The sequence below is a fragment of the Pseudobdellovibrionaceae bacterium genome (genome assembly GCA_020635075.1).
Lineage (GTDB): Bacteria > Bdellovibrionota > Bdellovibrionia > Bdellovibrionales > UBA1609 > JADZEO01.
Genome location: JACKAM010000001.1, coordinates 651,536 through 667,008 on the forward strand (window position 1 = coordinate 651,536; position 15,473 = coordinate 667,008).

The window sequence follows — 15,473 nt, forward strand, 5'->3', positions numbered from 1 at the left end:
CCAGATGACTAAGGATGCAAACGGAGTTCCAGTTTGGATCATACCCTAGCGGCGGGAAAAAGCGCCCCTAGCGAGATGTTTCCTTCTGGCGATGTCTAAGCTCTGCTGGGGTGTCGATTTTCTATTCGACTTTGACTTCTACGCGACGGTTTTTCTGCCGGCCCTGAAAATTGCCGTTGTCGGCGATGGGTTCAGTTTCCCCTTTGCCAACGGCTTTTACCTTGCCCGGAGGTAGGGGGACTCTGTCGATGAGGACAGCTTTGATGGTTTCAGCTCTTTGTAAGCTGAGTTGTTGGTTGTAGGCGGCGTTGCCCACGGAGTCGGTGTGGCCTTCGACCGTCACGACATTAATGGGCTTCACGTTTTGAATGCGCTCGACGAGTTCGTCGATCACTGGCTTGGATTCGGGCGTGAGTTTGGCTGAGTTGAACTCGAATTGAAGATCAAGAACAGTAAAGCTGACAAACTTTGCGGACCTAGTTTCAAGCAGGCGGGCCACCTTGTCGAACACAGGGCCAAAGGCATAGTTGATCCCGGAGTACACCCGCCAGTCGGGTGTTGAGGTGCCGTGACCCAACTCTGTACCACCACCGACGTGGAAGGCCAGATTGCGGGTGATATCATGCTTAAGCCCGGCAAGGGCCTCAAAGGAAGAGCCTTGCCGATTAGTCAGATTTGATGTGGATTTGGTGGGTTGGCTGCCGTAGATTTCCAGAATTAACTTTGTATCAATCGAAGTGAGCAGGTAACTGCCGGCAGCAGAGGCAATGATCTGATTGGGAAGTGGGTCAATGCCGGCATTGGGGATTGGGCTGCCTGGATCCCGCCAGCGGTGGCCGAGGTTGAAGGCAAAATTCCATTTACCGAAGTCTTTGTCGGCGGCAAATTCAAGGTTGAAGTTGGGACCTGCTCCGTCGCCCACGTAGGGGTTATTTTTGATTCGGTTGTGATTCATGGAAACCACGGTGGCGATGCCCCAGCCTTTGTAGTCCTCGGTAATGCGGAACTTGGCTGCGCCGCGAATTTCGGAAGTTCCGGAGCCTTCAAAGCGTCCCAAGTTTTGTTTGGTATCAAATGTCTGGTCGATGACGTAGGGGAAGCTCATGCCCACTTGGAAGTTCTTGGAGACGCCGATAGCAAAATTGATATCTGCACTTGTAAAGGAATCATTTTTGTCAAAAACACTTTGGTTTGGAGCCGGCCCCCCACCCTCATAAGCGGGAAAGGTGTTTTGTGCATAGTTAACAAAAAAACCAAGGTTGAGAATTCCAGGATCCAGGGTTTCACTTGAGTGGACAGTGACAAAGTCCAAGCCATCTTGAGTAGGGCTAAAGTTCTGAGCGTCACTGCCAATCATGTTGGCCGAGGCTGAAAAGTCCGCAAGGAGAAAAAGACTAAGTAAAACACGTAGACATTGATTTTTTGAATTCATGTTTTCTTCCCCTTTGTGATCATAGGAATTTCCATCGGTTTGGGCCAGTGTCACCCTGGGCAAGCGGATTCTTTAATCCTTTGGTCTAGGCAGCATGGGTCGGTCTGACCCATCCGCTTTGGTCTTCAACATGGTCACTTGAACAATAGGGATGATTGGGATCAGAATAAAAGGGCTACAACAGCAAGGGGAGTGGAAGATGGGTGTGAGAAAGCCAGCTTGTTCCTTTCGTCGGGTCCTCGTTGGGATCTGTTGCATTGGCCTTCTGAGTTCAGCTGGTGCCGAACAGCCACCCGACACATGGGCGGAAAAGATGCAGGAGGCCGCCAAGGTTCTTGCTGACGGATTTCCCTTTCTCTACTCCAAACGGGAGTTTCGCCAGCCGCAGAATGTAAAACGCATTGAGAGCTACATTGAGAGGTTCAAACAGAGTAGCCACACTCTTCCGGTTTCAGTGGGCGAGCGGTTTATTGGCCTAGATCCTTTAATTGATCAATTTAACACCCAAATCACCCAAGTTCTCGATGAGGCGGCTCAGTCCTTCAAAGCTAAGCAACACGATGTGGCTCAGTCTCAGGTCAAAATGGCCGTTCATAAGTGCTTCGCCTGTCATACGGCCTACCAAATGGGGCCCCAGATTAAACGCATGAATGTTGAGGTGAAGGGGATTCCTCTCGATGCCATGAGTAAGGTTGAAGTCTTGGTGGCTCTGAGGCAATTTGCTCCAGCCCTAAAAATCATCGAGGGAAAACTTAAGCAGGGATTGAAGAAGTCCCGTCAGCCTGTCGACCTCATGCCCTTTTTGCGGATGCATCTTTTGATTTCGGTTCGTTCTCTCCAGGATGTGGCAAGAGCGCAAAAGGCCATTGGGCTATTTCAGAAGTCCTTTGCAAAAACCAAGACCAAAGCCGGTCAAGGAGAACCCACGGCTCAATGGTCTGAAGATCTGAAGTTCTGGCTAAGTCTCAAAGGTGGGGAAAGCGAAAAGTTGGCTAAGGTGACCGAGAGATCGGTTGCTATGAGAAAGACGACAGAATCAGCTTACGTCTTGAATTTGCTCAAAAGCTTTTTGCTTCATCAAACACTGATTGACCGCAAAAACCCGGAAGCCTTGGCCCAGGTGTATTGGCAGTTGGGGCAGGTTTACCGTGATCTGGAGGCGCCCATCCTCCAGGATTTGCCTAAGATCTATTTTGCGGCCTGCAGGGAGGCCGCTCCTAAGGGTGAAACTGCTAAGAAGTGTATGTAGGCTAAGCCGGGCAGGCAGGGCCCGTTTACTCTTTAGTCTTTAGATCGGCGTCGTTTTCCTCAATAAAGGCCAGTAAGTCGTCTTTCTTGTCCATAAGACGAATCCATTGTTCCTTATAAAGAGTGACCGGGAATCGGCCCATACCATAGACGGAGACGGCGCCCTTTTGGCTGACCTTAAAGCTAATGTCCTTTTTGCCTCCCGACTTGGTTTTCTTCAGTTCGGTGTTTTCTTTTCTCAGTCGCTCAAGTTCTGCTTGAAGATCTTCTTCGGACATTTGCTACCCCATTTACCCGCTATGTTAATGATGCCCCAATCATCTTAAGGGGAGGGGTTGATGTCAAAGCTAAACTGTGGACGAAGGGCCGGAGATGAGAGGCGATGGTTAATATTTGGTGCATAATGTGATGAGATTAGTCATGGCCGGTCAAAATAGGAGTGGAGGCTCAAAATCCCGCCCCCCAAGAGGGCGCAGGACAGGAGATGATCTCCCTAAACATCATGGGCTCATAGTAATTGCGGTTGTGGCCGCAGTGGGTATTGTCTACCTCATCTATTCGACATTATTTGGTCTGCAGAAGACGTCCACCTATTCCGGTTATCAACTGGAGTACCTTTCCAAAATCCATGGAGAGGCAACTCGGCAGGCTTTGCCGATGGTGATTGTTCTGCATGGGGCTGGGGCGGACGAAAAGGATTTGTTAAACGTCTTTGATCACACCGATGTTCCCTTGCGGGTCATTTCATTCCGTGGGCCCGCCAAATTTCAGCGCGGATACACTTGGGCCAAGGGAGATGGGACCAACAAAATGGCGGCTCAGGCGGATTACCAGGATCAATTTCGCATGGTGGGGAAAGCCATTGCCTATTCCACGGAGGAGTTGAAGAAAAAATATCGGACCCGAGGCAAGCCCTTTGTTTTCGGTTTTTCCATGGGCGCCACCATGGCCCTTTATTTGGCGCTTCATTATTCGGACTATTTTGCGGGCATCTTTACCGTCGGCGGTTCCCTGCCTCCAGAATTTTTCACAAATGAGGGGGCGAGCCCCATTGTGATTTCTTCTCCGATTTATGCCTATCACGGTAAGAATGACCAGATTATTCCATTTGCGGATGCTCGGGCGTCGGTTCTCAAAATAGGCGAGCTGAGCCGCGATGTGACTTTTCGGGACTTCGATGGAGGGCACACCATTCCGCCCAATGTTGTGGTCGATGTAGGTCTTAAGATGAAGGAGCTTCTCGGCCAATAGATCGAGGACGATGCTTGCCCCTGATCCCAGCCTCAGGGTATTCTTCCGTCATGGATGTGGATTTCTCAAACAAGATCATGATTTTCACCGACGGTGCCTGTTCGGGCAACCCGGGGCCTGGTGGTTTTGGCACAATTGTGGTGGTTCCCGACGGTCGGGTGGACGAGTTGGGCGAGGGCCGCCCATCCACAACCAACAATCGAATGGAAATGGTGGCCGTCATTAAAGGTCTGCAAAAGATAAAGGGGATGAGGGGTGATGTATGGGTTCTCACGGACTCCACCTATGTCATCCGCGGCATCACCCAGTGGATTTGGGGTTGGAAGAAAAAGGGCTGGAAGACGGCTGAGGGTAACGAAGTCACCAACCGTGACCTTTGGGAAGCGCTTGCTGAGGAAGTCAGTGATCGGAAGAAGTTCGGGAGTCTGGAGTGGAAGTACCTTCGCGGTCACCAGGGAACTCCCGGTAACGAACGCTGCGATGAGATTGCCGTGGCCTTTACCAAGAAGAAGCGACCATCTTTGTTTTCCGGCACCCTGCTGGAGTATGAGGTCCCCATCTATGATCTTCCTGAGGACATGTCCCTGCCGCCCATGAGGCCCAAAACTGAAAAGAAGGCGGCTCACTCTTACTTAAGCTACGTCAATGGCAAGCTGCTTCGTCACTCCACATGGAGTGATTGCGAGGCTCAAGTGAAAGGAAGGCCGGGGGCCAAATTCAAGAAGGCCACATCGGCCAGTGATGAGGAATCCATCTTAATGGGATGGGGTTTGGACCCATCCCTCTTGGATAATCTCGACTAATTAATGAGAGTAGGCCGAGGCCGGAATTGTCTGCCAGGAGCCATCGTTGCGGCAACGTCCGTTATCTTCAGAAAGTGGGCGGACCAGAAGCTGCATGGCGATTTCCACCCGCGGGCCTTGGAAGTAGGCCACCTGAATGGGCTTAGCATCCTGTCCGTTAAAACTGACAGCAATGGATGCGCAATCTAGAGCTGGAGCGTGGACGCCGTCGTGGTTCAGGATGGGGACGTTGTCGATGGTGACCCTCATGCCGTCATCAGAGATCATGGCAAACTGATAACTGCCAGCGGGCAGTTTAATCTGACCGCTGAGACGCAGGGAGAACCACTCCAATAGAACATTGTCCTGATCATCAACAACCGTATTGCCCATGTTGCTGGTGAAACTGTCCTGCCAGGACCGAGGAGTGACATTTACCTGGGTCATGACCACAGCAAAGGGAGTCTTGGTACCAAATTCCTGGTAGTCATCCAGGTGGGCATTATTGAGGTTACCATCAAAAAGATCACCATGTGCCGTGCGGCTGAGATAATACAGATCACCCATAAGACCAGGCGATGTACCGGGCTCCGGCGCACCACCAGATGGAGGCAAAGGCCCTCCCGGGGGAGGCGTTCCTCCCGAGCTACCTCCTCCACCTCCGGAAGGGGGAGGCTCGCACATTTCAGATGAGGGAGCTAATGGATCACAAATGACCTCTCTTGGCGGCTGTTGGCCAGCAACTGGATTTGGAGGAAGAAGAGTCCCGGCATCATCCTCTTCTGAGGGCGCTGGGCTTCCACTGTTATCTCTATTATTGGACGATTCTGGATTGTCGAGCATGCCGCCGTTCTGGCCAACAGAGCCGGGAACATCTGAACTCGTTCCGGGATCAGCTTTGAGATTGGCATCCGGTGAAAACTGAATGTCTGTTGCGCAGTTTTGAAAGCCCAACATTAAAACGGTGAGACAGCCAACAATGAGACCAATAGGTCTAAATGAGACACCCGACATGAATCCCCCCTGGACGTACTGGTGGATTAATTTGCAAAGGACTTACCAATGCGCGTCGAATCTATGAGCAGCTGAGTGGAAGTTGTTCGTTTACTCAGACAGTTCGCTCAGGATATCGACATGTCATATTAGGAATACTCTAGATTCGAGACAGGAGTGGCGTGTCTCAAGTAGATAAAGATGGCTTTCAAATAGAGACAAGTGGACTCAACGAGGGACTACTCTTTCGAGGCTCCTGTTTGGGCCGCCAGTATCTGATGGACCTGATCACCGGCAGTCCCCTGTTGGCGGCGAGCCAGGTTGAGGCAAACGGACTCCTTGCCGTAGAGAATAATCTTATCGTTGCCATTGATGAAAACTTCCCCGCTCGGAGCGCCAAAGTAAGTTCCGTCGGGTCGATATATGCCGAGGACAATAATGCCCTCGTCAGAAACACGAGATTGAGCCAGGGATTTGTTAGCGAGCCAATTGTCAGGAAGAACCACGAACTCGTTGATTGCATAGCCGCGTTCAAGCTTCATAATTTTATGATAGTTCATTGTCTCTGATTCTACCCACTTGCGGAGTATTCTGGCTATAAAGCCAATAACAAAGTCATTGATTCGGGCGCTTCTCATCAAAACGATCAGCAGAGCAAGCCCGATTACCATCCCCATGGCATAAGAAATCTTTTCGTCTGCTTCTGAAAGGTGAATAAATGAAAGTAGGAGGGTGGAGACCATGGTGACGATCCCCACATTGCCCGCTAACATAAGTAGGATAACAATTTTCCTACGTGCCGTATTCTTGGTGATGGTCTCGGATTCGGTTGTGGTAAAGCCAACCCCGGTAAAGGCGGAAATCGCCTGAAACCGAGAGGTGTCTTCATCCAGGCCAGTCAGGCTGAGAAGGCTGGAGCCAATTCGAATAACCAAAAACGACAAAAGAACAACGATGAGAAATGAAAGAATAGGAATGAGTGCCACAACTCAATCTTAGAAATGACCAATATCACTGTCAATCAGGAAGGACCCGCGTCTTCCTACCGAGTTGCCGTTCCAGAGATATTATTCAATTCATCAAAACCGGGAAGGGTGGATAGGTCGGGCATGACGACAATTTCAATGCGCCGGTTGGCAGTCCTTTCCTCCTCCGTCTCATTGGCGTTGAGTGGCTTGTATTTACCAAAGCTGGCAACCGAAATTCTGTCCGGAGGCATACCCGCTGTCAACATGGTGTTTAAAACGGTGATAGCTCGGTCAGATGCCAGCTCCCAATTTGATGGGTATTTGGAGGTTTGAATTGGTACGTTGTCGGTGTGCCCTTCGATTTGGTACTCCCGGTCAGGAATGCTTGCGAGCACGGCGGCCACTTCTTTAATCGAGCCCTCGCCCTTATCAGACAACCTTGAGGACCCACTTTTGAAGAGGATGTCGCTAGGAAGTTCAACAATCATGCGGCCACGAACGATCTTAACCTGAAGTTTGCCGGCATCAATCAGCTTTTTGAACCGACTCAATAGAGTGGAATACTCCTGAATCCGCCTTTCTGCTTCCTTCTTGCGTTCGGCGGCCTGTTTGAGGGCGGTTTTCATTTCCTCAACATTGGAGGAGGCGTGGCCCAGCTGTCCTTTTAAGGTTTGGATTAAGATTCCTTGCTGTTTCACTTCGTCCTGAAGGCCAGAAATCTCTTTTTTCAGCCCATCATTTTCTTTCGTCAGCTCCTCATTGGCGACCTGGGATGCCTTAAACTCTCCATCCAGTTTGTCGTATTTGCCCGACGAGACACAGCCAACGAAAAACAAAGTGGGGATCGCAATCAATAATAGATGTCGCATTTAAACCCTCCGCCATTGAAAGTACATGAGCTCTATTGTTTTACAATTTCTCCTAGGGTCAAGTCATGGCCCAGCGTGTGTTCGAGTCCCGCTTAGGCCTCTAACTCGTTGAAATAACAGGGACAATAGCTCCCAATTTTTCTCAGTCCGATCTTCCGAGGAAACTGGCTACTCTGAAACTGCAGAAAACGTGTGAAGGTTAACAAAACCCCAAAACGTGATTGGGAGAAAATATGAAAGAGACAAAAGGATCATTGTCGGTAGCCTGTAGGTTCGCCCTATTGGCTGGAATTGGTCTGGCATTTATGGGATGTCAGCAGGCATTTGAAGTACGTAAAGGGAATTCGCCATTCAAGCAAAGCGATTTTGGAGAATTACCGGCGACACCGGATGGTTCGGCCATTTTGACATTCAACTCTCTTGTTGATGCCCAAGGCCGTACGCCTCAGGGCAAAGTTAGAGGATCCAGTCAGGAGTCCACAAACACCTTTTCACAGGGCTTGTCGCCAGGTGATTTGGTGAATCTGGTGGCTGAGGTGATAACGGCCTCCAATAAAAAGTACTTTATCGCCAACGCGGATGGATTCGAGGGCTACATCGAGTCTGGACGGGTGGAAGTTCAAGATATTGACGAAGGTGGTGGCACCCCAGGGACCCCTCCAGCGCCAGGCACATGCAAGGTAGGGGTCACCTACGACTATGGCAATAAGGGCGACTACGCCAACCAGGTGGTGGGTTTAAACGCGACTGGGTCGGGGTCTGGCTCGGGAACATTGCCAAACTTTCCTGAGACCATGCGCATTCCTGGGAACAGTTTTCGCACGGCCAGTGATGACATGGCAGTGGTGGTGGAGACCGCTGGCTATGTCAACACCATCACTGTTCAGGTCTCCGGATACACCTCAGGGTCGGTAATCCGCATGCCGGCTAAGAGCTTTACGGTGGCGGCCAACGAGACAGTGCACAAGTTCCCATTCTCAAAGGTGCTTGAGAAAAATAACTGGGCCCAAATGAAGGGTGGAAGCTACACCAATGTCAGCAAGGTGGTTTTCTCAGTCTACCTGAATAACAACAGTGCCAGTACTTTTGATTTGCCTCCGGGTGAGGTGCCACCTCGGAATGAAAATCCACCTCCTAATGGAACGCCTGAGTGTGGTGCTGAGGGCGGAATAAGTAGCCCCATCGTCATGGACTTCAGTTTGGCCCAGAACTTTAAAACCCTGGCTCCTGCTGAGAAGATGGTTCAATTCGATATCGACAACGATGGGAGCCAAGAGTCCATGGGCTGGATCGCTCCCGAGACAGGATTCCTCGCTCTTGATCTCAACGGCAATGGCCGCATTGATGGCGGTGGGGAACTGTTCGGTGAGGCGACGGTTTTACCAGGTGGCGAACTCGCTCCGAACGGATATTTGGCTCTCAGTCAGTATCTTCCTAAGGCGGAGGATCTGAAGGAATGCACATCGGTCATTGATCATCGGGCCCCGATATTTGAAAAACTCCTGGTCTGGTTCGACACAAACCTTGATGGTCAATCTCAGCCTGATGAGTTGAAGAATCTGAAACAGGCGGGTGTCACTGCCATTGATACTGGATACAGCGAGGTCCCCGAGGCTCGACAGTCGAGAGGACTTTTTGACAATGTTGTGAAATATCAGTCGAAATTCTGGGGGCCGTCACAGTGTGGCTCAAAAGGATGTCACACCTACGATGTGTACTTTTCATTATTTGAGGTCAAACACACCCTGACTTCCCGATAGTCTTCGATCTTTGCTCATCCCCAATGTGTGAAGGTAAGCTCCCTGTCCCCCACAGGGAGCTTTGTTTTTTCGTCTCAATATGAGACGAATCAGCCTGTACCTCCCAAAAAATATCAGGACACAATAACCCGTACCTAGGGCATTATTAAATCATAAGGAACTGTAGTAAAATGAGAAGTAACGATTGGGGCGATTGTGGTTAAAGGGAATTTTGGTCACGACAATCCAGGACGGATTCCAGGTCACTCGGTCTTTCTTTTCCTGATCTGTCTGTTGACTTCATTTCAGTTATTAGGATGTAAGCTTTCAATTGATGGCCTTGACGGCAGTCAATTTTCCTCGGCGTCCAGTGGCCATGGTCAGGGCTATGATGGAATGCGCTCTCTCGATAGCGCTTTTGGCGGTAGCTACGACCCCAATGCGGGCGTAGGAGGTCGTTACCTAAGGATCGTACCCGGGCATACCTGTGAAGGGAGGCTCAGTCATGCGGGACGGATCTGGCATGATGGCACCCAGTTCATGTTTGCCAAGGACTCCTGTAGTGAGGATGCACCTCAGCCGGTATTGGATCGCCTGATTAACCAAGTGCCTTACAATCCTGAGATCATCGGCTATGAGGGCGGCCTCTATCAGCGTTTTGAATTTGCCCCTAATTTGGCCGATCTTACGAGTGAGCTGGTACTCTTTTGCCGCTATCAGGATTACAGCGGAAGTGGAATCGATGTCCTCATCCGCCGCAATCTAGCCAATGGCAACTATCAGTCAGAGGTGATTCAGGGTGAAGAAATTGAACCAAATGTGTTTCAGAAAAAATTGGTGGCGCCATTTCCCGTAAGTCCCATTGGTGGGTACTATCCGGGTTTTTCTTCCGGCGCCTACTACTTCGATTTGATGATTCAGTATTACAATCCCACGGCTGGCTCGTTGCGCGGGAATCTGGAAATGGTTGTTGATCGGCTGATGTTCGCCCGCAGTGTTGATTGCTACGAGGGGCGACCCGGCTCCTTTGGTGGACCGGGCTTTGACGGCAAAGTCGGTTCGGGTTCGGGAAGTGGATCGACCATCGTTATTGGTGGTAGCGGATCAAACGTCATAATCGTCGGCTCCGGGCGCGAGGGCTTCGTGGTCGGCAAGCCTGAGTCAGCTGCGGAGTGATCCCATGAGAGAGCTCTTCAAAGACTTGGATAATAGAATTCGTTTGGGAAAAGCCCGAGAAGTGGTGCATCGCCTACACAAGGTAAATACCGCTAAGATTCCGCGAGAGCTCTTAGTCGAAGCGGCCAACATCGCACGGCGGGCGGGGATTCCCATTTTTGCGGTTCGCCTGCTCAATCCAATTGTTCGCAATCAAGAGGACCTGATTCATCCTGCAACTCCAAGAGAACAGGCCGAGTATGCCGTGGCCCTGACCCGCATTGGTGTGGTCACTGAAGCCAAGAAGATCCTTGATACTCTCGATGCGTCCTCCGATCCGATGGTTTTCCTCTATCGCGCTTATGCAGCCTTTGCAGAATGGGATTCGGCGGCTGCTATCGGACATTTGCAGGAGTTTGTTGTTGCCCCTGGCGTCGATGATTATATGCGGCTGGTGGGTCAAGTTAATTTGGCCTCGGGCCTGATTGGAGCCAGTCGGTACAGGGAGGCTGACCAATTGCTGGTCGAGCTGAGGGAGCATACCTTAACGGGTGGCCATGACTTGCTCTATGGAAACTGCCTTGAGCTTTCCTCCCAGTCGGCGATGTTTCAGAGAGATTTCTCACGGGCGGCCGAATTTTTGGAGAAGGGGCTTTGCGTCTTTGGTGAAAAGAAAAATATCTATGAGTTTTTTGTGCGCAAGGACCAAGCGTTCCTGAGACTTCTTAATGAAGGGCCAAATGCGGCTGCCCTGGATGAATTGGCAGGCATTCGTCGAGAGGCCGAAACTCTTGGCCACTGGGAATCGATTCGAGATTGTGACTTTTATCGGGCCGTTGCGGAACAAGATGATAGGCTGCTCAACCATGTATGGTACGGGACCCCATTTGCCTCTTACCGGGAAAAGATGGTGGAGATGTATGGTTCGCCAGTGCAAATTTCCAGATCTCATGTCTGGCGATCTGACGAGCAGGAGGAGCGGCCAAACCGGGTGTTCGATATGCGTCTGGCAAAAGAAGGAAATGTGGCTGAGCTCAAGCCAGGGCAACTGGTTCATCGCCTGTTTGCCATCTTGAACTCTGATTACTATCGGCCATTCCGCATGGGGGAGATTTACTCCAAACTCTTTCCTAATGATTACTTCTGTCCCTTTTCATCCCCAGATCGGATCTATCAATTGGTCAAGCGCTTGAGGCAGTGGCTAGCGAAGAGCGGAATTCCCATTCAAGTGGTGGAGAAAGACGGTGACTATGCATTGGCCAGTGAAGAGCCATATGGCATTAAGGTCTACAAAGAAAAGGTGGGCAAACCATCGCAGCTTGTGGTCTTCTTACGTCTCAAACAGGAGTGGGGGGAACGCTTGTTTTCCGCTCGCGAGCTCTCCGAATTTGCCGAGTTCTCGCACAGCAAGGCAAATACCCTGATCGCCTGGGCCGTTGATCACGGTTTTCTGGAAAAGGTGGGTAGTGGGCCCCGGATCAAATACCGGCTTTGTGCGGCCGACGAATCACCCCTTGCCGCATAAATTAGCTTATTCGTGTAGTTCGCGAATCGCCGATAACACCAATGGTGCAATGGGGTGGTGTGGGTCGGCGTTGATTTTCGCCAAGGCCTGGTCGAAGTCGAGCTTGCTGACTTTCTGTCGCGGAGGAAGTAGCAGCTTCGCTAAAATGTTGGCTCCTGAAACCACTAGGGCCAGAGGGTGAATGGCGTCACCTTTGAGTCCCTTCGGGTAGCCTTTTCCATCCAGCTGCTCGTGGTGCTGCTCCACAATTTCGAGGAGTTCCGGTTGAGTACCTGGAGATTTCTCCAGGATTTTGCGGCTAAGGGTGGGGTGGGTTTTTAAGGTCGCCTTTTCCTGAGGGCTGAGAAGGCCCGGAGACTTTTCCATCAGCCCGGGGTCAAACTCTTTCTTGCCCACGTCGTGAAACATGCCAGCTAGTCCCGCCAACAGGACCTGTTGAAGGCTGAAGCGTCTCATTTGCCGGGCAATCATGATGGAGTAAATGGACACGGCCAAGCTGTGACGGTAGATCCAGCTGGTTTGGCTGTCGAGCAGGATGAGCTGATTCAAAAGCTCATTTTCATTTTCAAAGGAGGAGAGCATGATTTCCATGAACTCGGTGGCTGACTGGAAGGCGGGTTGGTTCATGCCCACCACGAAGGTCTGCTCTAGGATGGTTTCGGCGGTATAGCGCAAGAACAAATTTCTTTCGATGACATTGTCCAAGGAAAGTTGGGTGGCGGCCTTGGCGACTTGAACATTAAAGTGAATGAGCTTTCCCAGGTCCTCTTTATTGAGATAAAGATGCTGAGCGCCCTTTTTAATGTAAGACTCCATTTGTTCGCGACTCGGTGGTGATCCGTGATGGCCAATTTTGACATAGCGGTTGCCGGCTAAGCGGATAAAGATATCAAAATCCAAATCTGCTTCGACAATGAATTCGTTGATGGGGACCTTGCAGTATTCGTGATCTTTTGAGCGGTCTTTGCTGCCGACGTTGAGACACTCGTCTAGGGCTTCTCGAATGTCCTGTAGCCGACAGGGTTTGGCCAGAACCCGGTCCATCTCCACTGTGACTTCAGGCAGTTGCCCGCCGAAATCGGCATAGCCTGACATGAGAATAAAAGGCGTTTTCTTGTTCTCCCTGATCCACTGGAAAAGCTTAATGCCGTCCATCTCAGGCATTTGAAAGTCTGAGACCACGATATCGAAATCAGTTTTTTTAAGAAGTTCAATGGCCCGTTTGCCATTGGTTGTGGTTGTCACCTGGTGATTGAAGGCAGTGAGACAGCCTTCAAGAAGGTTGCAGAGTTCGGGGTCATCTTCTACGAGAAGAACTTGTGCCAAGGAAGATCCTAATTGTGATGAAGGGCCAGATCGCGATCTCATTATAAACAGGAATGGTGGGCGGGGAAATAGAGGGCTCAGTCCTTGGGAACATTTGTCCTGAAAGAAAGGACTTTGGTCTTGCAGCCCTGCTGAGGGGAATCAATGTTGACCGGGTCCTTGAGAAGTGGGTTGATAATGGTCAGGAAAGACGGGAGGGAATTTGAAACTTTTTATTCAGGGTATTTCCAGCTGGACGGCCCATTACGCCATCCCCTACATTCGCCATGAGTATCCTCGATTGGAGATGCATGGTACATTTCGTTCCCACCGCCCTCAGTTCGAGGAGGGTCACTGCACTCTATATCCCATTGATCGGAACTCGGACTGTTTGCCAATCGTCGAGGAGGTCCGTCCCGATTACTTTCTCCATTTGGCGCGCGGAGAGGAAGACGAGGATTTTGTTTTTCATCAGAATCTCATTCCGATTTTGAATCGCTTGGGTATTCACTATTCCTTCGCCTCCTCCTTTAATGCTGTGGATAGCAACACCGAAACCGATCACATGGAAAACGAATTGGCTCACGCACAAACGGGCTACGGAAAATTTAAGGCTCAGTGTGAAAATGAATTGATGGAGAAGAGCCAGTCTTTTGCTATCTTTCGCTTCGCCGCTGTCCATGGGTGGGCTCCAGGGAGGCTTTCGCGGACGGAGAGCTTTCTGCAGAAGCTTCAGGCAGGTGAGGAAGTAACTGTTGATCGAGGTGTGCTACAGAACCGTCCCTTCGTTGGCTATTTGGCTTGCATGATGATTGATACCATTCTTGCGGAAGGGCAGGGGGTTTTCCATCTTGGCCCCGAAGATGCCAGCGAAGAGTTGGTTTTTCTTCGTCATTTGGCAGAGGAATTCGGCTACTCGCAACATCAAATCATTGAGGGACAACTCACACCCATTAATGCCTTTATGATTCCCGGAAAGATCTATGAGATGTTTGGCGATAGATGGCGCTTTCGCGAAGGGGACACCATTCGCGAGATCGTGAAGACGCCGGAGCTGCAGAAGTACCGATCGGCCAAGTGACCCTAAGAAGTGATTAAGGCCTGCCCGCTTGCCAGGCAGAGCCGCTAAAAAGGCCTTAAATTCCAGAAGAACCAAGCTAATGCTACGCATTAGACATGGTGCTTGGTTCGCGGCCCGAAGTCTGTTAACCAGAGGCTTCTGAGGGGTGAATCTTGAGAGAAAATATCACGATAAAAAAGCCAGACGGTCATGAGATTCCTCTGCCATTTGCTCCCGTGGACAAAGTGGGAACAGTGGAGAGGGCCAACTTTTTTACCACTCGGAGCATTAAAAAAGACTCCAAGCTGTGGGCCCTTTATACAGCGATCAAGATGGTGGATCTCACAACTCTAGAGGGTGCGGATACCGACGATCGAGTTCGCCAGCTGTGTGCCAAGGCCATTCATCCTGCACCACCATATCTGTTTGCGGAAATGACTCGTCAGGCGGGTGTTCAGGTGGAGCCAATTCCCAGTGTGGCGGCAGTTTGTGTTTACCCCAACCGGGTGAAGACAGCAGTGGAGGCACTTCAAAGGACGGGTATTCAAGTGGCTTCAGTGGCCACTGGATTTCCTGCAGGTCAGGTGGCTCTCGACATAAAACTTCAAGATGTACATCAGGCCGTGGAAGCCGGGGCCACTGAAATCGATATGGTCATTGATCGTGGGGCCTTCCACGAAGGTCGTTACCAAGATGTGTTTGACGAAATTGTGGCCATTAAAAAAGCCTGTGGCAAGGCTCACCTAAAAGTTATTTTGGAAACTGGTGAATTGGGGAGCTTTGATAACATCCGCTTAGCTTCGAACATTGCCATGGAAGCCGGTGGCGATTTTATCAAGACCTCCACCGGGAAAATTCCCTCAGCGGCCTCCATGCCCGTAACTCTTGTGATGTTGCAGGCCATTGCTGATTACTACGATAAAACCGGAAAGAAAATCGGCATGAAACCCGCCGGCGGTATTCGCACCGCCAAACAGGCCATTCATTACCTGTGTATGGTCTCCGAGGTGTTGGGGCCGGAGTGGATGACTCCTGATCTCTTTAGGTTTGGCGCTTCGAGTTTGCTTAATGATCTTCTTCGTCAGGTCTATAAACAAGCCACTGGCCGCTACTACTATAGCAAAGCCTTTTCACTGGATTAGATTT

14 protein-coding genes are annotated in these 15,473 nt (G+C 50.6%); 8 read left to right on the plus strand and 6 right to left on the minus strand.

Annotated features, from left to right (window positions below):
- Positions 1 to 121 precede the first annotated feature (121 nt).
- A complete protein-coding gene (locus H6624_02790) occupies positions 122 to 1,432 on the minus strand; it encodes an OmpA family protein (protein MCB9083239.1) in 1,311 nt (436 codons plus the stop codon).
- Between the two features lie 199 nt (positions 1,433 to 1,631).
- Between H6624_02790 and H6624_02795 the strand changes: the two genes are divergently transcribed.
- A complete protein-coding gene (locus H6624_02795) occupies positions 1,632 to 2,681 on the plus strand; it encodes a hypothetical protein (protein MCB9083240.1) in 1,050 nt (349 codons plus the stop codon).
- Positions 2,682 to 2,706: 25 nt separating this feature from the next.
- Here the strand turns inward: H6624_02795 and H6624_02800 are convergent, their stop codons facing one another.
- Positions 2,707 to 2,958 carry a hypothetical protein gene (locus H6624_02800; GenBank protein ID MCB9083241.1) on the minus strand — a complete coding sequence of 84 codons (252 nt, stop codon included), beginning with the start codon at positions 2,956 to 2,958 and terminating at the stop codon, positions 2,707 to 2,709.
- Between the two features lie 247 nt (positions 2,959 to 3,205).
- Here H6624_02800 and H6624_02805 point away from each other — a divergent pair, with 247 nt between their 5' ends.
- Both H6624_02805 and H6624_02810 read left to right on the plus strand, forming a co-directional pair.
- The gene (locus H6624_02805; GenBank protein MCB9083242.1) at positions 3,206 to 3,931 is read left to right on the plus strand and encodes a dienelactone hydrolase family protein; all 726 of its coding nucleotides are present in this window, start codon (positions 3,206 to 3,208) and stop codon (positions 3,929 to 3,931) included.
- 77 nt (positions 3,932 to 4,008) lie between these two features.
- A complete protein-coding gene (locus H6624_02810; protein MCB9083243.1) occupies positions 4,009 to 4,734 on the plus strand; it encodes a viroplasmin family protein in 726 nt (241 codons plus the stop codon).
- Here H6624_02810 and H6624_02815 read toward each other — a convergent pair whose 3' ends face one another.
- From H6624_02815 to H6624_02825, 3 genes are all read right to left on the minus strand, one after another.
- Positions 4,735 to 5,727, minus strand: coding sequence for a hypothetical protein (locus H6624_02815; GenBank protein MCB9083244.1), 993 nt, complete (start codon positions 5,725 to 5,727; stop codon positions 4,735 to 4,737). It abuts the gene before it with no gap.
- A 218-nt stretch (positions 5,728 to 5,945) separates the two neighbouring features.
- Complete coding sequence (locus H6624_02820) at positions 5,946 to 6,692, minus strand: potassium transporter TrkA (protein ID MCB9083245.1); 747 nt, start codon at positions 6,690 to 6,692, stop codon at positions 5,946 to 5,948.
- 56 nt (positions 6,693 to 6,748) lie between these two features.
- Positions 6,749 to 7,543 (minus strand): OmpA family protein, encoded by a 795-nt coding sequence (locus tag H6624_02825; protein MCB9083246.1) that lies wholly within the window; start codon positions 7,541 to 7,543, stop codon positions 6,749 to 6,751.
- Positions 7,544 to 7,776: 233 nt separating this feature from the next.
- Here H6624_02825 and H6624_02830 point away from each other — a divergent pair, with 233 nt between their 5' ends.
- The 3 genes from H6624_02830 to H6624_02840 all read left to right on the plus strand — a co-directional run bounded on the left by H6624_02830 (position 7,777) and on the right by H6624_02840 (position 11,962).
- Positions 7,777 to 9,303, plus strand: coding sequence for a hypothetical protein (locus H6624_02830; protein ID MCB9083247.1), 1,527 nt, complete (start codon positions 7,777 to 7,779; stop codon positions 9,301 to 9,303).
- A gap of 195 nt (positions 9,304 to 9,498) precedes the next feature.
- Positions 9,499 to 10,458, plus strand: a complete 960-nt coding sequence (locus H6624_02835; GenBank protein MCB9083248.1) for a hypothetical protein — start codon at positions 9,499 to 9,501, stop codon at positions 10,456 to 10,458.
- Positions 10,459 to 10,462: 4 nt separating this feature from the next.
- The gene (locus tag H6624_02840; protein MCB9083249.1) at positions 10,463 to 11,962 is read left to right on the plus strand and encodes a hypothetical protein; all 1,500 of its coding nucleotides are present in this window, start codon (positions 10,463 to 10,465) and stop codon (positions 11,960 to 11,962) included.
- A gap of 6 nt (positions 11,963 to 11,968) precedes the next feature.
- On the opposite strand, the gene H6624_02845 is transcribed toward H6624_02840, so the two are convergent.
- A complete protein-coding gene (locus H6624_02845; protein MCB9083250.1) occupies positions 11,969 to 13,288 on the minus strand; it encodes a response regulator in 1,320 nt (439 codons plus the stop codon).
- Between the two features lie 202 nt (positions 13,289 to 13,490).
- On the opposite strand from H6624_02845, the gene H6624_02850 reads away from it, so the two are divergent.
- Positions 13,491 to 14,348 (plus strand): sugar nucleotide-binding protein, encoded by an 858-nt coding sequence (locus tag H6624_02850; protein MCB9083251.1) that lies wholly within the window; start codon positions 13,491 to 13,493, stop codon positions 14,346 to 14,348.
- Between the two features lie 149 nt (positions 14,349 to 14,497).
- The gene (gene deoC, locus H6624_02855; GenBank protein ID MCB9083252.1) at positions 14,498 to 15,469 is read left to right on the plus strand and encodes a deoxyribose-phosphate aldolase; all 972 of its coding nucleotides are present in this window, start codon (positions 14,498 to 14,500) and stop codon (positions 15,467 to 15,469) included.
- Positions 15,470 to 15,473 lie beyond the last annotated feature (4 nt).